This window comes from Flavobacterium sp. GNP010, from assembly GCF_056428945.1.
The window spans coordinates 1-26,244 of sequence record NZ_JBWJVK010000013.1; the positions used below are offsets into that span (position 1 = coordinate 1).

The window sequence follows — 26,244 nt, forward strand, 5'->3', positions numbered from 1 at the left end:
GGACGCATGGTTTTCATCCATGTAAGAGCGGTTCGATTCCGCTACGGGCTACAATTTCAGTATACTATATTGATAAAAACTTAGGGGATAATGGTCCGTTCGTCTAGGGGTTAGGACGCCAAGATTTCGTCTTGGTAACAGGGGTTCGATTCCCTTACGGACTACAAAATTAGTAAAAGATAAAAAAATTATAAAATGGCAAATCATAAATCAGCTTTAAAAAGAATTAGAAGCAACGAAAAGAGAAGAGTATTAAACAGATACCAACACAAAACTACTCGTAACGCTATCAAAGCATTGAGAATAGCTACTGACAAAACAGATGCTACGTCAAAATTATCAAGCGTAATTTCGATGATTGATAAATTAGCAAAAAAGAATATCATTCACGATAATAAAGCTTCTAATTTAAAGTCTAAATTAACTAAGCACGTTGCTAAATTGTAATTCATACAATTATAAGATATTTAAAAGCTCTCAATTTTTGAGAGCTTTTTTTTTGGTTTGGATTGTTTGGATTTTAATTTATTTTGTCTTTTAAATAATCAAGCATAGCTTGGGTTATCGGTTTGGATAAAAAATCAATCACCATTGGGTATTGTTTTGATTTTTCTAAATCTTCAGGATCTATTGTAGACGATAGTACTACGACTTTTATATTTTTGAATTCTGCAAATTCTGGAGTGTTGAAATAATCTAAAAATTCCCATCCACCCATAACAGGCATGTTTAAATCTAAAAAAATTAATTGAGGTAGTGCTTTCGATTGGTTTTCTACTTCTTTTAAAGTCTGGAAGTATTGTAATGCTTCTTCGCCATTTTGCACTGTTATTATTTCATGAGAAAATGATGATTTGATTATTACTTTTTTACATAACATCAGTGTTATCGCGTCGTCATCGATGCATAAAATTGTATCTAACATTAGTGTTTGTTTTTAAATGTTAATGTAAAGGTAGTTCCTATATTCACTTCACTATCGATTTCTATTGTACCTCCCATAGTTTCAACTTGCGATTTTACTAAATAAAGACCAAGTCCTTTGCTGTCTGGATAATTATGGAAACGCTGATAAAGTCCAAAAATTTTAGTCCTGTTTCTTTTTAAGTCTATACCGATTCCGTTATCTTTAAAAATCATCACAACACCATTTTCTGTTTTTTCAGTGGTAATTGTTATTCTAAGCTTTCTATTCTCGGATTTGTATTTTATTGAATTAGACAAAAGATTGAGTAGAATGCTTTCTAGATAAGCTTTATTAGTATCTAGAACTAAAACCTTTTCAAAATTGAGTTTAATTATTGGTTTGTGTAATTCGATTTGTGAAGTAAGTTGACTGAAAACATTTTCAAAAATTTCTTTTATTAAAACCGTTTCTCTCTTAATTGAGGGATTGTCCTTGATAATAATAACTTTTACCAAGTCATTGATAGTGTCATTTAATAAATGGGTAGACTTAGTGAAGCCATTTAATATTTCTTTTAATTCTGGATTCTCAATTGGGATATCTTCTAGTAGGTTTAAAAGTCCAATAAGATTTGATAATGGCGCTCTGAGGTTGTGAGATGTGATATAAGAAAATTGTTTTAAGTCTTTGTTGTTTTGAGTCAATTCTCTAATGAGTTGCTCTTTTTCTTTTTCTTGCCTTTTTTCTTCGGTAATATCTCTTTGAATTGAAATCCAATGCGAAAGTTCATTATCAGAATTGTAAATGGGTATCATAGAAAAGCGTACCCAATACTCTTCTTTATTTTTGGTGTAACTCACCGTTTCTATTAAACATTCTTTTTTATTGTTTATCGAAATTAAAAGCTTGTCAAGTTCGCTCTTATCAGAATTAGGACTGTTAAATGGATTTGCTGGTTTTCCTTTAATTTCATCAAAACTAAATCCTGACATTATTGAAAAAGCAGGATTTACATATAAAATGTTTGGAATTTTTCCTGCTATTGCATTGGCTTCGGTAATGATTATAGAGTCTTTGGATTGCGTAAAAACCGTTTCTAGTAACTTAAGCCTTAGTTCTTCTTCTTTTTGTTTGGTAATGTCTTGTATTGCTCCAATCATTCTAATGGCTTTACCGTTTTCATCTTTTAATAAAAAACCACGATCTAAAACGTATTTATAAGAATCATTAGCACATTTGAAACGGTATTGATCTTGCCAATTTTCTGTTTTTTGTTCTATAAATGAGTAGAGTCTTATAGACATTTTAATACTGTCCTCGGGATGAATTTTGTCAAACCACCATTTCGAACTTTTCCCAACTTCTTCGTCAGAGTACCCAAAAACATTTTCTATTCCTCTGTTCCAAGAAAAGCTGTCTTCTTGCATCTTCCAATCCCAAATTGTATCGCTAGTGGCTTTTGCAACAATGTCGTATTTTTCATTTGACTCTTTGATATCATCGTTCGTTTTTTTTAGCTTTTTTACGATAGAGATGTTTCGAGAATCGTTTTTGGATAAAATAGTTTTGAACATTATTCCAGTCAATATAATGAACAAAATATCTTTAATAAAAGTATAGAATTGATAATTTGGATCGGTGTTGTAATGGTATAAAAATTTGTAACTAACAATGACTAAAAACACTGCAATTAGTATGTAGATGCTGATTACTTGATTAGTTTTACTTTTCATTACTCAAATATAATTAATAATTGCTTAGTTTGTAAGGAGCAGGTATAACTTATTTTTCAGTTTTTTCTAAAGGTCTATTGTTGTGGTTAATGGGTTAAGAATTTGTAAACAATTGTTTAAATATTTTTTATATCAAAATAAAGTGTACCTTTGCACCCATTAAAAATCACAGATGGAATCTATTAGAAACATTGCAATTATTGCCCACGTCGATCACGGTAAAACAACTTTGGTTGATAAAATTATGTATCACTGTCAGTTATTTCGTGATAACGAAAATACAGGTGACTTAATCCTTGATAACAACGACTTAGAGCGTGAAAGAGGTATTACCATTACTTCAAAGAATGTTTCTGTAGTTTACAAAGGAACAAAAATCAACATTATCGATACTCCTGGTCACGCTGATTTTGGTGGAGAGGTAGAGCGTGTGTTAAACATGGCCGATGGGGTTTGTCTACTTGTAGATGCCTTTGAAGGACCAATGCCACAAACACGTTTTGTATTACAAAAAGCGATTGACTTAGGATTAAAACCTTGTGTTGTAATTAACAAAGTTGATAAAGAAAACTGTACTCCAGAAGAAGTTCATGAGAAAGTTTTTGACTTAATGTTTGAATTAGGCGCCGAAGAATGGCAATTGGATTTCCCAACTGTTTATGGTTCTGCTAAAAATAACTGGATGTCGGATCATTGGGAGAACGTAACTGATAATGTAGAAGCATTGTTGGATATGGTTATTGAGAATGTACCAGCTCCTAAAGTTTCTGAAGGAACTCCACAAATGTTAATTACTTCATTAGACTTCTCTGCATTTACGGGTCGTATAGCTATTGGTCGTCTTGAAAGAGGTGTTTTGAATGAAGGAATGCCAATCTCATTAGTAAAAAGAGACGGTACTATTTCAAAATCACGTATTAAAGAATTACATACTTTTGAAGGGCTTGGTCGTAAAAAAGTACAAGAAGTTATCGCAGGAGATATTTGTGCAATTATTGGAGTTGAAGGATTTGAAATTGGAGATACTATCGCTGATTTTGAAAACCCAGAAGCTTTAAAAACAATTGATATCGACGAGCCTACTATGAGTATGTTGTTTACAATCAATGATTCTCCTTTTTTTGGAAAAGAGGGTAAATTTGTAACTTCTCGTCATATTAGAGACCGTTTGCATAAAGAATTAGAGAAAAACCTAGCGATGAAATTGGGTGAAACTGATTCAGCTGATAAGTTTATGGTTTTTGGTCGAGGAGTACTTCACTTGTCAGTTCTTATTGAAACAATGAGAAGAGAAGGGTATGAATTACAAATTGGTCAACCACAAGTTATTATCAAAGAAATTGATGGTAAAAAATGTGAGCCAATTGAAGAATTGACAATCGATTTACCAGAAACACTTTCTGGAAGAGCGGTAGAGTTTGTTACTATGCGTAAAGGTGAAATGTTGAGCATGGAAACTAAAGGAGAACGTATGATTGTAAAATTCAACATTCCATCTCGTGGAATTATTGGATTGCGTAACCAATTGTTGACTGCAACTGCTGGTGAGGCTATCATGGCGCACCGTTTTATAGGATATGAGCCTTTCAAAGGAGAAATTTCTGGACGTAATAAAGGTTCGTTGATTTCTATGGAAAAAGGAAAAGCTATTCCTTATTCTATTGATAAATTACAAGATCGTGGAAAGTTTTTTGTTGAACCAAATGCTGAAATTTACGAAGGTCAGGTAATTGGAGAAAATTCTCGTGGTGATGATATGTGTGTAAACGTAACGAAAGAGAAAAAACAATCTAACGTTCGCTCGTCTGGAAATGATGAGAAAGCAAGAATAATTCCTCCAATTATTTTCTCGCTTGAAGAAGCTTTAGAATACATTCAGAAAGATGAATATGTTGAGGTTACACCTAAATCGATTCGTTTAAGAAAAATATATTTGACAGAAACAGATAGAAAAAGATTTAAATTCTAATTTTATTTTATATTAGAAAAGCCATTCGAAAGAATGGCTTTTTTTATGACTTTATTTTTTTAATAAAAACTCTAGCGGAATATTCAATCTTTCTTTCCAAGATTTTTCAGAATGATCTTTGCCTGCAAAGTATTTTGTCATCCAGTTTTTAGAGGTAAACTCTTTCTCTTTCATTACTAGATCTACTTTTTGCTGTAGTGGTTTATACAGTGCGTCTAAAGTTTGATCTCCGTAATCAAAATAGATTTTATTGGTTTTTGGATTTGGAAGGTTTTGTTTTAAATAGCCGACAAATGAATCCGGAACAGGATTGTTTTCCGTCGAAAAAATTCCAGGCCAATGTGTCGATAAACAAGCTACACCTCCAAAAACTTTTTGATATTCACAAATGGCATAGATCGAAATTAATCCTCCCATACTGGAACCTGCTGAAAATGTATTTGTCGCATTACTTTTAGTATAGAAAGTTTTATCGATAAACGGTTTCAATTCGGTTACTAAAAACTTTAAATACAAATCAGAAATTGGATTAAAGTTTTCTGAAATTCTCCCTTTTTCTTTTAGTTTTTTGGTAACAAATTCTTTTTGTTCCGTCGTTAAGCCTTCATATGGTTTTTGGGGGAAATATTCTTCATGTCGTTTTTGACCATTATTCCAAATTCCAACTACAATGAATTGCCTCGTTCTTTTTTCAGACATTAATTTACTTGCTATCTCATCGACTTCCCAGACTTGTTTGTTCCATGTGGTTTCGGCATCATATAAAGACTGTCCGTCGTGCATGTACAAAACGGCATATTTATGTTTATCAGAATAGCCTTCTGGTAACCAAACATCGATATTTCGATGATCTATATATTGTGATTTAAAGTTTTCAATACGCTGAACGCTTCCTGAAGAAACGTTCACTTTCTGAGCATTTAAATTTTGAGAAATAATACACAATATAAAAAATAGAATTTTATTTTTCATTAATAGATTAGCAATATATTATCTCTTTAAACTAAAATGACCTTTTACCTCTCGTCCATCCTCTAATTTTACGGTGTACCAATAATCGTCTGAAGGAAGTGGTTGCCCTGTAAAAGTACCATCCCATCCTTGATCTGTTGGAATGATTTGTTTTAAAAGTTTTCCAAATCTATTGAAAATATAAATGATGGAGTTGCCATTAAAATTAGCACTTAATCCTTTAACGTTCCAGTAATCATTATAACCATCACCGTTTGGAGTAAAAAACTTGGGAACGCCAACAACAGCAATTGTTTTACTAACTGTTCCGCAACCATTTTTATCATTAATGTAAACTATATGAATATCAGCTGTAACATTGTCAAAGAAATTGGAGTCTTGAAAAGGTCCAAAAGGCGAATCAAGACTATATTCATAAATTCCTTTTCCTGTTACATTAACAGTTACCGTATTTGTATCTGATAAATCAACTACATCAATGCTGGTAATACTAGCAATATCAGAAGCTGTAACTTTTATTGTTCGAATTCTAGAACATCCTAAAACCGTCGTTACTGCCACAGTGTAGGTTCCTTCTTGATTTACATCTAGGGTGTAGTTGTTTTCATTTGGAAGAAGAACATTATCTTTAAACCACTCATAGGTGTAGTCAGTAGTTGGGGATCCGTCTTGAATTCCAGCATTTAGTGTTACAAAAAAAGTAGGAAGATTAGAACATACCAATTCGTTTTCGGATCCATCAGTATTTAAGTTTATAGGTGGTAAACTATTTACTATGAAAGGTAAAATAATTGAATCTGTACAAGCTGGGTTAGTAGGATTCTCCACAACCGCTGTAATGTTTTGGGTGTTGCTAATGAAGGGATTTGGTAACGGACTAGTTAATGAAGCTCCATTTGCATCAAAATATTTTACAATCATCCCTGTTTGATTTCCTAAAATCGTATTCTGAAAAGTACTAGTGTCAAACGCAAACTTGCCATCTTGTAACAAAGGATCTATTTCATCATCACATACGGTTGTTAAATTTACAGCTACTTGGAAAGCTTCTGGAAGATCATCAACTGTGAACGTTATCAAAGTCTCGTCAAAACATTTTAAAGTTGAATTATTAGTAACAACTGCTTTTATCGTTTGTGTGCCTGTAGTATAAGTCGATGGAAATGGACTTGATAATGAATTGTTATTTTGATCAAAATAAGTAACAGTAATATTAGTTTGTCCTTGTACTAAATCAGATTCTAAAGTAGCTGTATTAAAAGTATAGTTTCCATCTTGGTCGTCATCACATTGTCTTGGAATAGTCACAGGATAAGCAAACGGAAGTTTTTCAACAGTGAGCGATACGTATGGCCCCAGTCCATAACAAGCATTATCTGTATCACTGTCTACGCGACCCCAAATTTCTTGAGTGTTTGCATAACCAATATTTCTGTAATTAGATATATTAGTGATTGCATTTGTTTCTGCTAATGCATCGGCTTGATTGCGATAAAATGTTATTGTATAATTTCCCGCGGGTAATAAATTTTTTATATCCGTTTCTGCACTGCTAAAATCAAAAGTACTTACGCCATCTCTTTTATCATTATTTAGATTATTATTGCCGTTGATATCTAAAAAATCGTCACATTGCGTGAACTTTCTATTGAATGTACTAGGAACTTGTGTTGCTAAAACTTTTAGAGTCAATTCAGCTACACTAAAACAACCATTAGAATTAAGTACTCTTGCATATACTTTCATCATTCCGGGTGTTGTATTCGTAAAAGCTGTTGGCATACTAATTAACTCTGAAGCGTTTGCCGTTGTAGCACCTGAAAATGAGGTGTAGTAAGAAAAGGTTTCATTTGTAAAATTACTGGAAATCTCATCATTCTTTACCGTTAGATTAAATGTGGTTACCGCATCTAAATCATCGTCACATTGAATAATGGTTACATTGTTTACTGTTGGTAACGTATATACGATTAACGTAGTATCATTTGAAAGTAAACCACAACTGTTTCCTATTTTGTCTAATTTTACGCGATACTTATATCCATTCATTGTGTTTGTTACGCTGTTAATAGTCAACTTATTTGTGGTTGATCCAGCATACATCGTATTGTTTGTAATGTCAGTCCATGTTGTTCCATTGATCGAAACTTGCCACTGATAGGTATTTCCGCCATTATCAGCTAAGGTAATAACCGCATTTTGTAGTTCACAAGTTGGCGAAACTGTTGGTTGTGTAGTTATAGCTATAGGAGCAGCGGTAGTATAATTGCTATTTGGAGTTGTATATCCTGTAGCGCTAGTTACTTGACCATTTGGATTTACTGTAACTGGATTATTGCCCAATATTTTGTCATTGTTTGGGTCTAAGAATCCGGCTTCGATAACATCGCTGCATAAATCACCATCAATATCTAAATCACGATAATTTTTTATTCCATCAGAATCAAGGTCATTTCCCGTTTCTATTGCATCAAAAATTCCATCGTTATCACTATCTAAATCTAAATAATCAGGAATACCATCGCTATCAGTATCCACTGGTGTTAGCCCTGGATCGTACGCGTTGTCGATACCGTTTTTATTTGTATCGCTATTTGTTGTAGCTACTGCAGTGTTTGGTTGCGCTTCAATATTATCAGCAATTCCGTCATTATCGCTATCGCTGTCTAACTGATCTGCAATCCCATCATTGTCGCTGTCTTTAGGAACGCACACTGCATTGATAGCTAATGTTGATTTATTAGCGTTAGCATCTGATAAGTTTTTGTGTGTAAAAGTTATAGAGTTCGATAAATTGGTTAGAAACTGAAATGTTGCTGTTCCTGCAGCCAATGGAGTGATACTATTTAATCTAAATCTGATTTCAAATGACGAAAATTGCTTTACTCCACTTTCATAAATTCCGTCATAATTAGTGTCAATCAATAATTGGTCACTTGGATTTAATAACGTGATGGTTTTATTAATATCTGAATTCACTAAGTACTCAGCATCTGCATTCAATAAATCAGTTACATTAGCTGTATTTACATATTTCATTTCCAAACTGATTGGATTGGAGAAAGTCATTTTATAACTAACAAAGTTTCCTTTTCCTGCTGGTACATAAGAAATAAAACTTCCGTCAGTACTTCCAATAAATGGCGTTGAAGTAGCAGTTGTTGAAGTGGTAATTGTTCCAGAAAATGAATTGGAGTAAAGACCAACTGCTACCGTTCCACTAGAAGAATTGGAGATGTCTATAACTTGATTCCCATAAGATTCTGTACAATTTGTAATACCGTCTTTGTCATTATCTTGATCTATATTGTCATTTACGGTATCAAGATCTGTATCCGTTTCACAGGTACTAACAGGAATTAAATCAGACAATACAGGTGGAGAATTACATCCTGAAATACTGCCTCGTACCTGATAGTAACCTGGTTGCGTTGGGGAATAAGAATTGCTGTTTGTATTAGGTATGGCAACGTTATTGAAATACCATTCAAAACTATCATATGATGAAAGTGAACTTACTTTTAGAATAACATTGGGGATGCAATTTGAATTGGAAACTGCAATATTATTACTTACAATTTCTGGTTTTGTATCAAATCCTGAGTAGTAGCCTCCATAAGTAGCTGCTCCATTTGTTCCAAAGTACGATACATAAACCTGTCTAGTAGATTTTATAGTAATATTTCCAGATAAACCATTTACTGTGTAGCGCACAAAATTAGGATTTCCTACTATGGCTACAGCGGGGCCTACAATAGGATTATTATTAAGAGTTACAGTTGCGCCAGTCTCCGTTACTATATTTAATCCACCATCATAAAATGTATTCCCAATTTTTTCAATAGATGGAATATTATCAACAATATTTGGTGTTGAACAATTTATTGGTGGTACAAAAAATAAATTTTGATTGGCAGGCGGATTATTAATTGTGTTTCTTCCTCCAATACTTTGGTAGGCAAATACGCTTTCAGAAGTAGTTACGTATAAGTTTTCATTAGTAAATTTGCTTCCGTCAATATCAGCATATTCACCTTTATTTAGTGTTCTAAAAAGAGTAACGCCGTCTAAAAATATTTTGGTATTGTCTTCATTTGCGATCAATAATACACGTTCTATTTCATCTGTGCCAAGACCTTTGACAAAAATATATTCTTTCCCAGTTTTTTCTGCGGAGACGATTTGGTCAAAACCAATATCTCTCCCTGTTGGTTGCCCATTATTTAGCATTGTGCTATTACTCCCGCCAAACGAACCTGAATTCACAACAACCGGTTTGTCTGTTATTACTAGAGCACCAATCATTTTTGAACTGTTTGAAGGTGTTGTGTTTGGGGAGTTATCCATTGCCAACACGTAACTTTCATTTTTATTTAGAGTAACTACAATATCGCCAGAAATAACAGTTCCATTAGACAATACTGTTCCATTAGGAATATTAGAGATAGTTACTTTGGTTCCGTTTTCAGTGGATAAAATGGAGGCGAAATTGAGTAAGCTGCTGTCTAAAAGTGGGTTTAACATCGCGCCCAACCTAAATATTTTGCCTAATGCACTATTACCTTTAGACACTAATCCTCCCGCATGTGCAAAGGAATTATTACCCTGATTAAATCCACCATTAACTCTCACGCTAACGTATATTAAATCCTCAGCTTCTACGATATATCCCCTGTTACTTAATATGCCAATATTCGTTTTTGGAGTTACCAGTTGTGTATCTTGGCCCTGACCAATGGTATAAATGTAGGGTGTTGTCTTATTGACCACTCCGGTTATAGTACCGCCTCCAATTGCCATAATTTTAAAATTGACATTGGTAGTACTTGGAGTAGAAATATATAAGTACTGGTCGCCAGCTATATTTGTGGCACAAGCTACTGGTGGTATGTAATGTGTTTTACTGAATTGTGCGAAACAGCCAATTGATAAAAAAGTAAATAAAATGAGTATTGTTTTTTTCATGGGCTAAAAATAGGAAAATTAGTTTTATCTTTTTAAAGAAAAATGACCTTTTATAATTTTTCCATCTTCAAAAGTTAATTTAAACCAATAATCATCAGCAGGTAATGAAATTCCATCAAAGGTTCCATTCCATCCTAAATCTGAGGTGTTTAATTGCTTAAGTAATTTACCATAACGATTGAAAATAAATAAGTTTGTTTGGGCAAAATTATCCATATTTTTTATCTTCCAAAGATCATTATATCCATCACCATTTGGGGTAAAAAACCTTGGATAATCTAAAACATACGTTGTATATGGTACTGATAAACCACATCCATTTTTATCACGGGCGTAGATTGTATATTCACCGGCAACAATGTTACTAAAGGTAGGAGATTCTTGAAAAAAAATACCATCTATAGAAAATTCATAATTTCCAATTCCAGTATATGTAATGACTATTGAATTTTTTTCTCCAGAAAAATCAGTTACTATTGTTCCTGTAATACTTGCAATTTCTGAAACTATAGCCGTATATTTTTTTGTTTTTGAACAACCATTAGCATTGGTGACGGTAACAAAATATTCACCAGGAGTGGTAATAGTGATAGTATTGGTATTTGAACCTGTGTTCCATAAATAACTTGTAAAACCAGAGTCTACATTTATATTTATCGAATTGCCTTCACATAAACCTACAGTTTCATCTTGAAAATTGGGAGGATCAAACGAATTCACAACGAGTTCTATGGGTGTTATTGCATAACAATCTGGACCATTTATTATGCGAGCATAAATCGTTTGTTGGTTTCGAATCGTATTTTTAAAAATATTGGGAACTTGATTTTGTTGTATAATAGCATCCTCTTGATTTAAAAAATATGCTACGATGAGACCTGAAGGTAATCCTGTAAGAACTTGAGGAGTTGCTTGAGCCTCTAGATCAAATTGTGAAAATCCATCTAACATGCCATCAGTATCGCAGGTAGTGATTGGATTTTGAGGTGCAATAGCAGTACTTGCGATGAGGAGTTTGACTTCGGCATAATTTACGCAATCGAAAGCATTACTCACTCGTGCAAAAACGGACTGATTGACCACCTTATTGCTGTATGCTGTAGGATTTACAATTGGGTTAATTTTTGCCACAGCATCTGCTAATGTTTCGTAGTATACGACTGCGCTTAGATTGGCTGCATTATTTTTTACAACGGCATCTACTTTCGTTAAATTAAAAATTGATATACCGTCAGTATCAACATCGCATTGTGATAGTGATGTATCTTTTAAGAGTATTGCTGCTGCAAACTCGATTTTTATTTCTGCTGTTGTGATACAGCTTGGGGTCAATTGGACTTCTACTTTGTAAGTACCAGGACTTGTTGCCGTAAAACTGGAAGAATTATTTATAAATGCAACATTATCTTTGTACCATCTGTAGGTATAACCAAGGCTAGCTGGAAGTTTAGCATCGATGGTATATCCTTCGCCTGAACAAATGGGATTATTATTAGCTAATAATCGGTCTGGTCCTAAATCAATTTTTGGTAAAAAACTGCCTGCTTTGAGGAAAACCGCAGAATCATAAAATCGGTTTCTTTCATCAGCGATTACTAATTTTATATGGTATGTTTTTCCTGGCTCCACTTTTGTTTGTGCAGTCAAGATTTTAGTCTGCCCAGCATAATTTGCGGGACTAGTCGCTGTATTGTAGCCGCCCCAATATATTTCGTTTTCAGGTCCGCAACTCTTTATTGGTTCTGTCGAATTCGGAACCGGATTAATTGTTGGATGTATGTTTTTTGAAGAAACGGGTGTGGCTGTACCCGGAAGCACTGCTAAATTAACATAAGTACTAGTGTTTACTTCTTTGATTAAAAAAGCGAACCCGTCAGAGTAATTACAAGGAAAATCATCTTGATATTCATTAGATGCAAATAGGTAGTCAAAACTGATGAAGTCTGTTAAAGCCTTAAAATCAAATTCTACTAAGGTAGCATTTATGGTGTTTGAAGTGCCTAATGCTTGTTCTAAATCAGCATCACCTAACCAAGCAGAACTTCCACCTCCAAGATTCCTTACAAAAGGTCCTTGGGAATTCTGACTACTCCAAGTGCTCAAAACAATTCCTTCAGTAAAAGGAAAACTCCCCCCTTGATTATTAAAATATCCGTAGCTGTTTTGACTACCTGAGAAAGGATCTCCTTTTACTGTAAAATTTGAAACAGTAACGCAAGAACTGTTTACTAAAACATTTTCAACAAGTTGTTGCGCTGTATAGGAGTCATTAACCACAATAGATTGAGCTGTTGCGTCAAATAATGTGCAGTTGATTAAAATAGATAATAATATGAATTTTACACATTTCATCATGTGTAAAGATACTACAAATCTCTATTTTTTAATAATCGATACGAAAGGAAAATAAAAGTTACTGTCCAAAATAAAACGATACAAATAGACAGTAAAGTAACATTGTATTCTTTGATGTTGTCCAGACCAATTTGGGTTCCTAGGTTTTTTACAACGGATAATCGTGTAAACGGTTCTACTATTAAATTCGACATGGATTGCATTGGTAAAAACTGTGTAATTGTTGCAGCAGTTTCACTATTTGGGAATACTTTAAAAGTTAAAACTCCATTAATAATTCCTTCGATAATATTCCAGACCAAAAGAAATCCCAGCGCAAATGCCGAGCGCTTTACCAAAATACCTAAAAACAAACAAAAAGAGAAAAAGCCAACTAGTTTTACAAAGTATGCCAGAAGATACTCTAAACCAGAAAAAACGATGCTAAACTCGGTATACGAGGAGTAACTAAGTCCTAAAATAAGTGACATCAAAAAAACAAAAGCAGTAGATACTGAAGCAAACAAAAGGACAGTTAAGAATTTAGATTGTATAAATTCTTTTTTACTCATTCCGTCAATTAAGTTTTGTTTCAGTGTGCCATAACTATACTCATTTGCCATCATAGACACAATTACGATGGCTAAAAAAAGTTTCAAAATGGCTGCTATATACGTATTAAAGTGCCAGATGAAAGGAAAATTAAAAATTCCCATTTCGGCTAAGTGAAATTTAAAAATCCCGAGATCAAATTTTATAGATGCTATTAATGCTATAAAAGTTAGGAGAATAAAGTACGCTAATGTTAAAACTCGACTGGCTTTGTTTTTCCAAATTTTTTGTAATTCTATGGAGAGTAATCTTTTCATGTTTTAGTTTTTGAAATTTGAATTGGAATTAGTCAGTTCTAAAAATTGTTCTTCTAAGCTGTTTTTGCGCTTAACCAAATGATTTAGAATAATGTTTTTTTCAAAAAGAAAGCGATTTAATTCTTTAGCTTCCAAGTCATTTTTTAAATACACTAGAATCTTTCCATCTTCATTAATTACATTCTTTACTGCCGAATGGGTTTTTACAGCTACCATTAAACTCTCAGCATCATCTGCTTGTAATTCAAAAAAGCCTTCATTAGCTGACATGCCATCGACTAAACCAGTATATAAAATTTCTCCTTTTCTTAAAACTACCACATGGGTACATACTTTTTCGACTTCGTCTAATAAATGCGAAGCCAATAAAATAGTAGTTCCCTGGGATGCAATTCGTTTAATAATATCTCTAATTTGATGAATTCCTTGAGGGTCTAAACCGTTTGTGGGTTCGTCAAGAATCAAAATCTCTGGATCATTAAGTAATGCAGAGGCTATTGCCAAGCGCTGTTTCATTCCTAAGGAAAAAGTACTGAATCTACTATTTTGTCGCTCAACCAGACCAACTAACTCTAGTTTTTCAATAACTTTTGAAGATTGAATTCCTTTGATTTTACAGACTAATTCTAAATTTTCTGTAGCCGTCATGTACGGATAAAAGTTAGGTCGTTCAATAATGGCACCTACTTTTTTTAGCGCTTCATGGGTTTCGATAGTTCCATTAAACCAATTGTATTCACCAGAGGTTTTGTTAACTACATTTAAAACGATTCCTAATGTTGTTGATTTACCGCTGCCGTTTGGCCCCAGAATTCCGTAAACATTGCCTTTGTGTATGTCGAAAGAAACGTTTTTTAGAGCTTGAATAGAGCCATAACGTTTGTGGAGATTTTTGATAGAAAGTATTGTTTCCAATGGGTTCATCTTTTTGGTTTAACATAGGACGAACAAGTTTGGAAATTGTTACGGGGAAAGCTATAATTAGTTTATTTCAGCAATTAATTTGCACAGCAACTCTAATTTGTTTGCAGTTATAGGTTTCTTAATATAATCTTTAATGACATCGTATTTTTTTGCCATTTCAATATCTGCAGGGTCTATGGAAGAAGTCATAATAAAAATAGAGATTTCTTTTTTTAGGGCTAATAAAATAAATTCATCCAAAAATTGCCATCCATCCATTACGGGCATATTTAAGTCGAGTAAAATAGCATCTGGAAGAATTGAAGTATTAGTACTATTTTCTTTTAATGTATCAATAGCCAATTGGGCATTATAAAACGAGTGGATTTCTTCGCAAAACTTACTTTTAGAGATAAGAATACTCATTAATTTCACGGTCAATTTATCATCGTCAATGATGTATGTTAATTTATTTTTCATTTAAATAAATTTTAAAATTAGAACCTTGACCCTCTTCGCTCTCCATTGCTATTTTACCATCCATAGCTTCGAGTTGGTTTTTTGTAATGAATAATCCAATTCCTTTAGCATCTGCATTACCATGAAAGGTTTTGTACATTCCAAAAAGTTTGTGTCCATTTTTTTTCAAATCCAATCCTAAGCCATTGTCTCGAAAGTTAATCACAGAGTAGCCGTCTATTTTTTCATAATAAATATCTAAAGTCGCATTGCGTTTTGGGGATTTATATTTAATAGCATTTGTAAATAAGTTAAGAAAAATACTATCTAAGTAAGCAGGAATTGCTTTAACTACAACATCCTCCGGAATAGTATTTGTAATTGTTATTTTACTCTCTTTTATGGCTAAACTCAATGCCATTCTTGTTTTTTCAATTTCACTTTTTAAGTGAATCTTAGTTTTTTCAACATTTGTTTTTTGTTGAATGGTAATAATTTCATTCAAATATTCTATCGATTCTGATAATTTTTCTGTTCCTTCTCTAAACAATTCAAAGTAAGAAAGCTTTTCGTCAATATCATCAGTATTTTCAATAACATCTACCACCATTGATAAATTGCTGGCGTGGGAGCGTATATTATGCGAAACAATATGCGTAAAATTATATAATTTATTATTTTGATTGCTCGTTACCTCTAGCAATCGTTTCATCTCAAGCTCCTTTTCAATTCGCCTTGTCACGTTGCGACCGACACCTATAAAATTAATGAAATTATTGTTACTGTCAAAGACGGTAGTAATGTTGAGTTCAAACCAATATTTCTCTTTGTCTTTATTGTAATTTAGTATTGTGATTTTGATGCTCTCTTTATTTTTGATGGCCTCTCTCATTAATTTTGAAGCTGATAAATCAGTTTGAGGACCTTTAGACAAATAACCAGGTTTTTGACCTATTATTTCTTCCATATTCAAACCAGTTAAATCTAAGTAGGCTTGATTTGCCCATACTGCTTCCCCTTTTTCATTTGCTATTACAATGGTATCTGTTGTCTCTGAAGCAGCAAGTGAAAGTAAATTTAATTTATTTTCCGCATTTTTTCTTTCGCTAATATCTCGGATAAAGCATACAACATAGGTTTTTTGATCAACTTGAAATTTTTTTCCAGATGCTATTTCAACTGGTTTTATCGTATTAGATTTTGTTTTGATAACAGTTTCATTGATGGTATATTCATTTCGATCTAAATTATATTTTAGAAAATAACGGATGTCTCTTTTAAATTCATTTGGAAATAATTTAGAATTGTGCAAGCCTTTTAATTCTGCATTACTATAACCAGTAAGTTCTGTCGATCTGAGATTACAGTCACTGATTTTTCCATTTGATGTGTCAATGATAAAAATGGCATCATTAGCACTAGAAAAAATAGAAGAGAATTTCTCTACATTATATTGCAATTCATTTATTAAATTCTGCTCATTTGTTATATCCTGAAATGTACCTAATAAATTCGATGGCTTTCCGTCAATAAATTCTACCTGGCAAATACATTCGATATACTTGATATTATTTTTAGCGGTAATAATTTGAAATTTTCTCTCAAAAGAAATCCCTTCACTTACTGCTTTATCCATCAATAATCTAATCCGATCTCGATTTTCCCCGGCAGTATAAAAGTTTACTGCCGTGTCAAGCTCTGGCTCGTAATCAAGGGGTACTTCATGAATACATTTAGTGACAGCATCCCAAAAAATAGTATTGGTATGCAAGTTAAATTTCCATATTCCGATTTTAGCTGACTGTGCAGCCTTGATATAATGGTCAAGTTTTTCTTTCATTAGTAGGATTCGGAGGGTTTAACTGTCTTTCAGACAGGCAATATAAAGTTTACAATTTTGGTTTTACAATTTTAATATATAAAGCATTAGCCTATAATTCTATTTTTATTATTCGTTAATAGTATCGTTTTTAGGTACTAATGAGCTTTGATATTTCACAGTAAATAAAAAATTGAATATAATCCTTTGATTAATTAATTTGCTTTTTATAGTTAACCCATATTGTTTTCATTTCAATAAGAAAATCTGGTAGCGTATGCAGGTTATTTTAAACTTCAAATGGTAAGGTAGTTAAAACATATGGAATGAGTGTATTACATCGGCTTATTTTATTGTAATTTTGTTTTAAATCCTTATTTCAATGAGTAGTGAGCCCGTAATGCTTTTTAAAAAACCATCGTATCCAGTAAATAAATCACTTTTAGAATATTTGGAGCGTTTTGATCGTTTGTCAAAAGTTGCTATTGTCTATGATGATTTATTGCGTTTTTCTGGATCGGTAACCGTTTATGATAAAAACGATGAAGATACGTTATGGATTCGTGTGTATTATACTGAATTTGAGCGACAAGAAATTGATTTAACTTTAAAAAAAATCTATTCATTGCTGCATTCTGATGGTAATTTGGGAATCATTAAATTCTTAAATGTAGATTCTATAGATTATTGCACTTTTGGTAACTCAAAACCTTTTCGAATAAAAATCAGAAATATATTAAATGACAATTACACGCACTTCTACGTAAAGAAAGCCGATGCTTCTCGAATTTATGGACTCGAATTAGAGCATATTTTATCTCCAGATAAAATTAATTTTCTGGTGTATAACGACACTTTAATAGAAGAACACATTATGGGAATTCCCGGTGATGTTTTTATTAAAAAATTATTGTCAGAGTGCACCGAAACTGAGAAATCTCAAATTGCTAAAGAGTTCGTAAAATTCAATGAGCGTTCCATGATACGATTGCTTGGCGATATGCGCTCCTACAATTACGTGATAGTTCCCACTCATGATTTTGATCATGTTGTGTATAAAATTCGCGCTATAGATTTTGATCAGCAGTGTTACGAAGGAAATTTTAAAGTGTACCGACCTCAATTTTTTAAGGAAAATTATCCAATGGTAAAATTGGTAAAGGATAAACTTCAAAACAGTTCTATCGAGCAATACAAGGATGAAGAAAGAGCGGTTCTTGCCAAGAGAATTCATTCTGCTGAAAACCGCATAAAACGACTGTTGCAAATTATGGGAGATGACGTAATCGCTCCCGAAGAACATTTGAAACAATTGCAATTAGAATTGTATCGCTACACGAATGATATGAATTTTAAAAAAGCCAAATCTATGGGGAATATCATGAGTGCAGCTTTTGGATTTATTACAAGAAATTTCAAGAATGCAACTGTTTTTAAGATTTGATATTAGTTTTCTTAAATCTATTTATTACTACTAATTTTACTATGAGAAATTATATTTTCACTCTATTTGCATTGATTGTTTTGTCCTGTCAGCACGATTCAGGAACTGTATCACCCGTTTATTCATTACCCAAAAAACTAAAAGAAGTTTCAGGAATTATATATTTAGATTCAAGTAATTTACTCTGGGTGCTGGAGGATAGCGGTAACGAGAATGAAATTTACGGACTCAATTTTGAAAACGGTGCAATTGAAAAAACACTAACGATTTCAAACACAACCAATATCGATTGGGAAGACATTACTAAAGACAAAGACGGCAATCTCTATGTTGGAGATTTTGGTAACAATGATAATGAACGAAAGGATTTATGTATTTACAAAATTGATAAAAAGTCTTTAACTACAAAAAGCGCCATTCCAGCCTACAAAGTTTCCTTTGCATATCCTGAGCAAAAAGATTTTCCTCCTAAAAAAACAGAAATGTTTTATGATGTAGAAGGATTTTTCGAATTCAAAAATAATTTCTATCTCTTTACAAAAAATCGAAGTAAAGGTTTTGACGGAACCGCTTTTTTATATAAAATCCCCAATACACCTGGTTTTCATCAAGCGGTTTTGATGGGAGAATTTAAAACCTGTGACAACTACAATCATTGTGCAATCACGGCTGCAACTATAGCTCCAGATGACTCTAAAGTTGCTATTTTAACCCATGATAGGATTTTCTTATTCGAAAATTTCGAAGGGGATAATTTTTTGAATGGAACAAAAACTACTTTCGAATTAAATCATTTTTCCCAAAAAGAAGCAGCATCATTTATTGATAATGACCGACTTTTTATTGCCGATGAAAAAACCAAAAGCGTAGGAGGGAACGTTTATGAAGTTAGTATCAAAAAATTAAAATCCAAATCCTAGTCCAAAAGCGATTCGGGCTTCCTCATTAGAATTTTTAAAATAAGTGATTCTGGCTGTGATTACATTTAATCCATTGAGCCATAAACCGCCTCCAAAAGATTGATGCCATTTCTCTGAATTTTCACCTTTTTGCCACACGCGTCCATAATCTACACCACCCAGAATTCCGTACGTCATAGGCAAAACGCTTCTTCTTATTTTTCCTATATTCCAGCGAATATCGCTGCTTTGATAGAATGATTGATTGCCTAAAAAACGTTCGTTTCTAAACCCTCTTAAATCATAATCACCACCCAAAGTAGCTCCTTGATAAAATTCGAAATTAGTATTCAACAGCATTTTTGCTTTCAAAATTGTTGCTAATACTACTTTTCCATTGGCATCAATTTTATGGTTAAAATTCAGTTTACTCTCTAATGAAGGAAAATTTCGTTTGGTATCATTCACATTCATTTTCCAGGTTCCTGCAATAGAAAATCCCATTCCCATCGATGGAAATGAAGGCATATCATAATTTTCAAAACTGTATTTGAATGTTGCTCCAGCAAATCGTTGGTTATCAAAAACATTGGGATTTACAATTCCTGGAATGTTTACGAATCGGTTATTGGTTTCCTCTACACTGATTTGTTCAAATGAAGTTTGAAAATAAATTGTACTACCATATTTCCCTACTTTTTTGATTGACGGTAAAACTTTGAGCATTCCAATACGAACGCGATTGTAATCCATTCCGAAAATTTCGTCATTATTTGCGCTTTCGTTACCAGTTCCAAAATAATTAATGGTAAAATTAGGACTGTTAAACTGGCTCTCTAAGTCTAAATCCCATTTACCTATTGATTTTGGGAAATGTGCATTGTAAACCAGTTCATATCCATCTGTTGCAAAAAAGTAATTTGCTTTCAAAATGTGTTTCTGTGTGTAGGGATTTTGATTGAATTTATTGATCGTATAGCTGGTAATAAAACCTATTTTGACTCCGTCATCTGGATTAAAACCAATATTGGGTAATCCTGAAAAAGCATTATATTTTGGTTTTTTATAATCATATAAACTAGCTTTATAATCATCAGATAAAAGGACTCTTGTTTTTGAGTCTAAAGTGAAGGTATTCGTTTTGGATTTAAAATCATGAATTTTTACCTTTTTACCATTCTCAACAGTATAAGAATCTTCGTTTTGACCGCCAATTAACCGTATGTTTATACCTGTTTTTGCGATTCCTTTTACTTCAAAAATATCATCTTCATCCAAGCCGTAGATCCAAATATTTTTTGTTTTATCGGCAAAGAATTCTTTCTGGTACAGTAATTCGTCTCCTTCATTTTTAGCACGGTATACGTCGACTTCTATTTTATTTTTGGTAGCTTGTCGAATTATAAATTTATCTTTTTTATCGGTACCAACAATTAAAACTGTTTTTTGTAAAACCGTATAATAAGCTGATGCGTAGCTTTGTAAAGCTGTTTTTCTAATAATTAATTTTTGTTTAATGCTAGTAAGTGTTGCATCTTGAACTTCCTTTGGTAGATTGTCAAAGGCATTGTAAATAGCTGTATCGGTTAGATTTTCCTGAATGAATTTAGCTTGTTTGATCCACTCCTTATCGTCGGCCGTTTTAAGCAAAGCGAGGTCCAAAGGATAAGGCTCACGATTAAACCATTTTACATTTTTAATTTTATTTTCAAAACTTTGCATGTGGCGCAACAAAGGCATATTCATCAATATGGTAAGCAATGCTCCATCATATTTTGTAAAAGCCTGATCTCGATCCCTTGGTATTGGTTTGTAAACTATTTTTTTTTCTACTTTATATTCGCCCCAGCGCCATTGATCTTCGTTTCTGTTCCAATCTCCTATGAGCATATCAAATAATCGTGCTTTGATATATTCGGCTTCGTCTACACTATATTTTTCATCTTTATGCAGGTTCTTTAAAACATCTTGTGTACTGATAATAGCACTAGGATTCCCATAGCTTTTCGCATTAATTTGGCTATCAGTAGGACTTTCTTCAACCAAATACAATTCATCTCCAAAACTTGTATTGAAATTTTTTAAGACTTTGTGTTTAGGAATATAATACAATACTGGATTGGGATGCGAAACTCCAATTTTTTCGGCTAAATTCCCAACTGCAAATGTTGTGTAAGGATGCGAAGTTGTGTAAAAATCAAGCAAAAAATTCTCGGCATAGGTGTCTTCAAATTCATTTTCGATGAATTGGTTTTTAAATGCTTCTGCTTGAAGGAAACGAGAAGCGCTTTTTTTCAAGGCTCGCATTACATATTCTTTCCCGTTTTTGTCCACAATTTGTAATGATCTGGACTGATGACCACCTCCAGCTCGTTTTGGTTGTAATCCCCCAAAAAGAGTATCAAGAGTTGTTGTTGTTGTTGCTGTTATGGGTAAACTGTAATAATTCCTGTAATGTTTTCCAAAAAGGAATCTATAAAAGGCTTTTTGATCCGTTTGTTTTGCGGTATAGACAGTTGCAGTAGTGGTTTTAGCAAATGAAGTAGGGAAGCTTCTAGTACTGAAATCATCTTTTTTTGCAAGTATAAACTGTTCGAAAATCAGTTTTTCTTTATTGTTTTCTTTTCCATAAAAAGTAACTTTTGCCGCTCCGTTTTCATAAACACTTAATTGAGCATAACCATTTCCCCCATAAGAAAAATCATTAGGGTTCACCGCTTTTGCAGCTTCTGATTTTGAGCCGGCCCCACTTATAATTTGTCTGAGGTTGTCTTTTTCAATGTATTGTAAATTATGGTCATGACCAGAAACTACAATGACATTTTCTTGACTTTGTAACAATGTTTTTAGTCGTTTAATAAAAATTGTATACTGTTTATTTTGAATGTCTTGCGGGCTAATCCCCGATGTTTTACGAACGAAGTTAAGAATAGAGCCTAACACAGGTAACGGAATTTTTTGTTCTAATGGGAATAGTTGTTTTTCTAGTGAAAACTGTCCACCATGTGTCCCGTTACTCATTAATGGGTGATGCAACGCCAGAAGTATTGTTTTTTCTTGGTTTTTATTCAGGATTTCTTCTAATTCATTAAAAAAAGCATCTCTAGATTTTATTGTACAATCATCATTTATAGTAGGACTGTTGTCCCAGTCTTCTAAAAACCATTGACTGTCAATAGTTATTAAAACTAGATTTTTATTGATTTCTAGGTTGTCGATACCACAGCCTTTTCTGGGCAAAAATGAATTTTTATCATTCAAATAATCGGTGATAAATTTTGCTTGGCGTTCTAAACCTTTTATTCCGCTGTACCAATCGTGGTTTCCTGGTATAAATATGGTTTGGCCCTTAAAAGTTTTAGACAATTTGAGTTGATTTGTAAGTTTACTTTCGGCAATTAATCGCTCATTTGCTTTAGTAGTGGTAGGTAATCCTTTTGGATAAATATTATCACCAAGAAATAAAAGTGTTGCGTTATTATCTGCTTTTTTTAAACGATCCTCAAGTAAACTAATTGTTTGTTGCGCTTTTTCTTCATTGGCATTTCCTGCATCACCAATTAAATAAAAAGTATGCGAAATTTTAGAACTATCTATTCCTTTTTGTTCTGCTGTATTCTTGGTTTTTTTACCAAATTGTTCGTGATGTGTAGCACAAGATTGGAAAATAAATACAGCTATAAGTACCTTAAAAATTACTTTATTCGAAGTAATAAAACAATTATCCGAAAACAATTTCATATTTCAGTTATGTAAAAATTTTTGTATGAACCTTATCGAACAATCCGAAAATTTGGTTAGTAAATTACTCAAAGATAAACTTTCTCGTTCATATACCTACCATAATTTTAAGCGCACTCGTAATGTAGTCAAGGCTGTTATAACATTTGCGGATAGTGAGGATATTACTGCGTTTGACAAAGAAATTGTAGTAGTTCATCTTAGTGTGATGATACAGGATATACAAGAAATTGTAGAAATAATGTTGCTACTAGTAGTGCGACAAGTTCTGATTTTTTATCAGAAATGAGAAAATCTGTAGATTATATTGAGAAAGTGACTGGACTAATTAAAAGTACTGAAACGCAATGTGTTTCTCAAAGTCTTTCTGAAAAATAATTAAAGACGCAGATTGTTCTTCATATTGTAATCGATTAGTAGGTTTCAGTTGTGAAAGATTACGAAATGAGAAAATCGTGTGATATTAAATAAATGTAGAAGCGAGTTTTTAAAAGTTCAATTTAGGCAGAATGTATTCTTTTATTATGAAATCCTATTAGGGTTTCATTAATTTCTTTCAATTCAGGCGTGAGAAATGTTTTTCTACCTTTTTCATCATTCGTTAATTCGAGTTCACAAACGGTGCATTTAAATTCTTTGAAATGATTAGTAACATTTCTTGTTGTAATTATTTTGTGACCAAATAGGGTGCACAGTACTTTTTTGCTTAAAAATTTTTCTTTAAATTCGATTAATTTCATACTAATTAGATGTTAATATTTTGATTTTAAGAGCAGTATAAACATAATCAATTGTAATCAAGTTTTCGAATTTAATCGTTAAAAAACACTATTTCTGAATAAAAACCATATATTTCTTATATAATTAGATTTATTTCTTATATAATTTTTGTTTAATTGTGATATTAAATTAAAAAAAATCCTCAATTGCTTAAGCAATTGAGGACTATATAGTTGCCATTGAGGTTGAGTCTAGCTTTTTTCTTCTTTGTTAAAATAAACCAGATAATAGTACATTTGTTTTTCTTCATCCCAACCCTTTTCTACATACTTTTCAGCACTCTCAGGGTTGATAAAATCCATTTTAATTTGAATGTGCGTATCTAAATTAATGACGTTTTTGATTGATTTACGTGCGTCAGAAACTGCTGCATTTGCAATAGGAAATGAGGTAACATCTTCTATACTGTATTTCTCTCCTTTGTCTACTTTATAATTTTTAAATTCAGGAATTAAATCTGGATTATCTAAGACTTCATTTAAAAAGTTTGTTTCCTCGAACTGATCGTTTTTTGCAAAATAGTTTACAGAGCGATTCATGAACATCACTTCTTCTTTTTTATCCTCAGCTGGAAAAACGACGTCTTTAGCAAAGTTTTGGCAGAATTTTAAATATTTTTTAGTGATAAAATTCTCATCTTCAAAGGCATCTACTGATAAAAAATGCTCTAACCAATATCTGGCATCATAGCGGTTACTATCAACGGTTAGTATTTTATATCCTTCCTCTTTTTTGTAGTTAAAGATCAAGCACCCTTTGTCTAGTTTATTTAAACTCACACCATGCTGTAAGATCATCTCTAAATGGGAACTTTTTTCTTCAAACTGTAAAAAGTCGGCTTGAATTTCACTTTTAAAAATTCCAATAGCGTCAACCACATTATTATCAATACTAACGTTGCTTAAATACGTCACGTATACCTCACCATTCTTGATATGAGGATGATTGGACTGCTCAAAGAGGTGTGTTGTGATTTTTTTAGAAATTTCATGAGCACTACTAGGATTGTCAAAAATTTCTGTAGCAAACTTGTACATATCATTGTAATCCAAATCAACTTCATGAGCAAATTGAAAATAATTTTCTTCTTTTTCTCTAAAGGATTTAAAGAAAAATTCCTTCATCAAAGGCACAATTTCATCATTGAGCGTAAAGGGTTGTTCTGATAAAAAAATGGCTTCGTTTCTACTTTTATTCCCCACTCTGTGAATGGACAAATTTTCGATGTGCGTATTGTATAAGTTGATCATTTTTTTTAGGTGCTAAGTACAAAAGGTACTGAGTTACTGAGGTTTTTAATTTCTTTCTTTTATTTTCACGATGAATGAAACTAGCATTCGCTCAATTTCTCGGCTATCTTCATATAACGTATTGAATTCTTCTTCGTTTAAATAGTCTATGTTTTTCGCAATTTCTAATTGTGTTTGCATTTCAAATAATGATCCAATTGAAATATTTAAGAAACGTAAATATTCTTTGTTGCTATCTCTTCCAAACCCTTCAGCAATATTACTTGGAATTGAAACAGAGCTCCGTCTTATTTGGGATGTTAATGCAAATATTTCTTCTTTTGGAAAGTTCTTGGTTGACTTATAAATTTTTGTTGTTAATGACATTGATTTTTGCCAAATCATTAGTTTTCTAAAATTGCTCATGGGGTTTGGAAATATTAAATTTGTATAACGTAAAAACTTCGTACCTCAGAACCTTACATTCTTAGAGCCTTTTTTTAATTAATTCCAATTTTCTTCAAAACCGTAGTCTTCAAAACTATCGTCTCCCTCAAACATATCTAAATCATCTTCATCTAATCCGTCTTCAAATTCAGCATTGTAGTCATCGGCATTGTCAGATTCAAAGTTTTTTTCCATTGCTTCATCCGGCATTTCGCCATGAGAAAAAATAGTTTCAGGATATAAATTTCCAACAACTTGATCTTCTACAGCAGCAAGTTCTACAAGGAAGGTCCACATATTAATAAAATCATAAACATAGAGGATTTTAGTATTTTGTTTGTCTAAAATATCAGATAATTGATAGTCACTCATGATTTTTTGCTCACCGGGAACGTCACCAGTATCAAAAAGTGAAATCTCTTCTTCTTGGTTCCAAGTTTCATCACAGGTGTAAAACGAAGCCACTTCCATGCCATCAAATCCAAAGGAATTAAAAATAGCATTGTGCAAATCTTCTAAAGTATCGTCTTCAAGTATTGCGATGTCTCTAAAAACATCTTCTTCCGCGTCTAGAATCACTCTAAATTTATAAACCATAATCTTTCTTTTTATTGAAAGGTCAAAGGTAAAATTTAATTTCAGTTTTCGATTTCAGTTTTTAGTTTTGTTGATAAGATTTTTGCAATCGATTTACGAAGGGAATGAGCTCTTGATTATCAAAAACAGTTACTGCTGTATATTGGTTAAGGCAATAAATGGAATTGTTTTGCTTTA

19 protein-coding genes and 1 tRNA gene are annotated in these 26,244 nt (G+C 32.6%); 6 read left to right on the plus strand and 14 right to left on the minus strand.

Annotated elements, in window-relative coordinates; all coding sequences use genetic code 11:
- Positions 1 to 92: 92 nt before the first annotated feature.
- Both AC061C_RS07200 and rpsT read left to right on the plus strand, forming a co-directional pair.
- Positions 93 to 164, plus strand: a tRNA-Glu gene (locus AC061C_RS07200).
- Between the two features lie 31 nt (positions 165 to 195).
- Positions 196 to 447: a 30S ribosomal protein S20 gene (gene rpsT / locus AC061C_RS07205; RefSeq protein WP_035673520.1), complete on the plus strand. Its 252-nt coding sequence runs from the start codon at positions 196 to 198 to the stop codon at positions 445 to 447.
- A 73-nt stretch (positions 448 to 520) separates the two neighbouring features.
- Here rpsT and AC061C_RS07210 read toward each other — a convergent pair whose 3' ends face one another.
- Together AC061C_RS07210 and AC061C_RS07215 are read right to left on the minus strand one after the other, a co-directional pair.
- Positions 521 to 925, minus strand: a complete 405-nt coding sequence (locus AC061C_RS07210; protein WP_478290609.1) for a response regulator — start codon at positions 923 to 925, stop codon at positions 521 to 523.
- The gene (locus AC061C_RS07215) at positions 925 to 2,640 is read right to left on the minus strand and encodes a PAS domain-containing protein (protein ID WP_478290610.1); all 1,716 of its coding nucleotides are present in this window, start codon (positions 2,638 to 2,640) and stop codon (positions 925 to 927) included. Before AC061C_RS07215 ends, AC061C_RS07210 begins: the two co-directional genes overlap by 1 nt.
- A gap of 172 nt (positions 2,641 to 2,812) precedes the next feature.
- Here AC061C_RS07215 and typA point away from each other — a divergent pair, with 172 nt between their 5' ends.
- Positions 2,813 to 4,609 (plus strand): translational GTPase TypA, encoded by a 1,797-nt coding sequence (typA, locus tag AC061C_RS07220; protein WP_478290611.1) that lies wholly within the window; start codon positions 2,813 to 2,815, stop codon positions 4,607 to 4,609.
- Positions 4,610 to 4,660: 51 nt separating this feature from the next.
- Here the strand turns inward: typA and AC061C_RS07225 are convergent, their stop codons facing one another.
- The 7 genes from AC061C_RS07225 to AC061C_RS07255 form a co-directional block, all read right to left on the minus strand.
- Complete coding sequence (locus AC061C_RS07225) at positions 4,661 to 5,518, minus strand: alpha/beta hydrolase (protein WP_478290612.1); 858 nt, start codon at positions 5,516 to 5,518, stop codon at positions 4,661 to 4,663.
- 81 nt (positions 5,519 to 5,599) lie between these two features.
- The gene (locus AC061C_RS07230) at positions 5,600 to 10,546 is read right to left on the minus strand and encodes an FIDD domain-containing protein (RefSeq protein ID WP_478290613.1); all 4,947 of its coding nucleotides are present in this window, start codon (positions 10,544 to 10,546) and stop codon (positions 5,600 to 5,602) included.
- Between the two features lie 24 nt (positions 10,547 to 10,570).
- Positions 10,571 to 12,901 (minus strand): choice-of-anchor L domain-containing protein, encoded by a 2,331-nt coding sequence (locus tag AC061C_RS07235; RefSeq protein ID WP_478290614.1) that lies wholly within the window; start codon positions 12,899 to 12,901, stop codon positions 10,571 to 10,573.
- Positions 12,902 to 12,912: 11 nt separating this feature from the next.
- Positions 12,913 to 13,749 carry an ABC transporter permease gene (locus AC061C_RS07240; RefSeq protein WP_417970309.1) on the minus strand — a complete coding sequence of 279 codons (837 nt, stop codon included), beginning with the start codon at positions 13,747 to 13,749 and terminating at the stop codon, positions 12,913 to 12,915.
- Between the two features lie 3 nt (positions 13,750 to 13,752).
- Positions 13,753 to 14,664 carry an ABC transporter ATP-binding protein gene (locus AC061C_RS07245; RefSeq protein WP_478290673.1) on the minus strand — a complete coding sequence of 304 codons (912 nt, stop codon included), beginning with the start codon at positions 14,662 to 14,664 and terminating at the stop codon, positions 13,753 to 13,755.
- Positions 14,665 to 14,730: 66 nt separating this feature from the next.
- Positions 14,731 to 15,132, minus strand: coding sequence for a response regulator (locus AC061C_RS07250; protein WP_478290615.1), 402 nt, complete (start codon positions 15,130 to 15,132; stop codon positions 14,731 to 14,733).
- The gene (locus AC061C_RS07255) at positions 15,122 to 16,951 is read right to left on the minus strand and encodes a PAS domain-containing sensor histidine kinase (RefSeq protein WP_478290616.1); all 1,830 of its coding nucleotides are present in this window, start codon (positions 16,949 to 16,951) and stop codon (positions 15,122 to 15,124) included. Before AC061C_RS07255 ends, AC061C_RS07250 begins: the two co-directional genes overlap by 11 nt.
- Positions 16,952 to 17,312: 361 nt before the next feature.
- Here AC061C_RS07255 and AC061C_RS07260 point away from each other — a divergent pair, with 361 nt between their 5' ends.
- Both AC061C_RS07260 and AC061C_RS07265 read left to right on the plus strand, forming a co-directional pair.
- Entirely contained in the window at positions 17,313 to 18,374 is a 1,062-nt protein-coding gene (locus AC061C_RS07260; protein ID WP_478290617.1) for a hypothetical protein, read from the plus strand.
- 41 nt (positions 18,375 to 18,415) lie between these two features.
- A complete protein-coding gene (locus tag AC061C_RS07265) occupies positions 18,416 to 19,294 on the plus strand; it encodes a hypothetical protein (protein WP_478290618.1) in 879 nt (292 codons plus the stop codon).
- Here the strand turns inward: AC061C_RS07265 and AC061C_RS07270 are convergent.
- Positions 19,277 to 23,014, minus strand: a complete 3,738-nt coding sequence (locus AC061C_RS07270; protein WP_478290619.1) for a metallophosphoesterase — start codon at positions 23,012 to 23,014, stop codon at positions 19,277 to 19,279. The two genes, AC061C_RS07265 and AC061C_RS07270, sit on opposite strands and share 18 nt — an antisense overlap.
- Positions 23,015 to 23,039: 25 nt before the next feature.
- Between AC061C_RS07270 and AC061C_RS07275 the strand changes: the two genes are divergently transcribed.
- Positions 23,040 to 23,303, plus strand: coding sequence for a hypothetical protein (locus AC061C_RS07275; RefSeq protein WP_478290620.1), 264 nt, complete (start codon positions 23,040 to 23,042; stop codon positions 23,301 to 23,303).
- A 211-nt stretch (positions 23,304 to 23,514) separates the two neighbouring features.
- Here AC061C_RS07275 and AC061C_RS07280 read toward each other — a convergent pair whose 3' ends face one another.
- The 4 genes from AC061C_RS07280 to AC061C_RS07295 form a co-directional block, all read right to left on the minus strand.
- Positions 23,515 to 23,754 carry a DUF1660 family phage protein gene (locus AC061C_RS07280; protein ID WP_478290621.1) on the minus strand — a complete coding sequence of 80 codons (240 nt, stop codon included), beginning with the start codon at positions 23,752 to 23,754 and terminating at the stop codon, positions 23,515 to 23,517.
- A gap of 231 nt (positions 23,755 to 23,985) precedes the next feature.
- A complete protein-coding gene (locus tag AC061C_RS07285; protein WP_478290622.1) occupies positions 23,986 to 25,044 on the minus strand; it encodes a nucleoid-associated protein in 1,059 nt (352 codons plus the stop codon).
- A 45-nt stretch (positions 25,045 to 25,089) separates the two neighbouring features.
- Entirely contained in the window at positions 25,090 to 25,449 is a 360-nt protein-coding gene (locus tag AC061C_RS07290; RefSeq protein WP_478290623.1) for a four helix bundle protein, read from the minus strand.
- 78 nt (positions 25,450 to 25,527) lie between these two features.
- On the minus strand, positions 25,528 to 26,067 hold the full coding sequence (locus tag AC061C_RS07295; RefSeq protein WP_113634318.1) for an IS1096 element passenger TnpR family protein: 540 nt from the start codon (positions 26,065 to 26,067) through the stop codon (positions 25,528 to 25,530).
- Between the last annotated feature and the right edge of the window lie 177 nt (positions 26,068 to 26,244).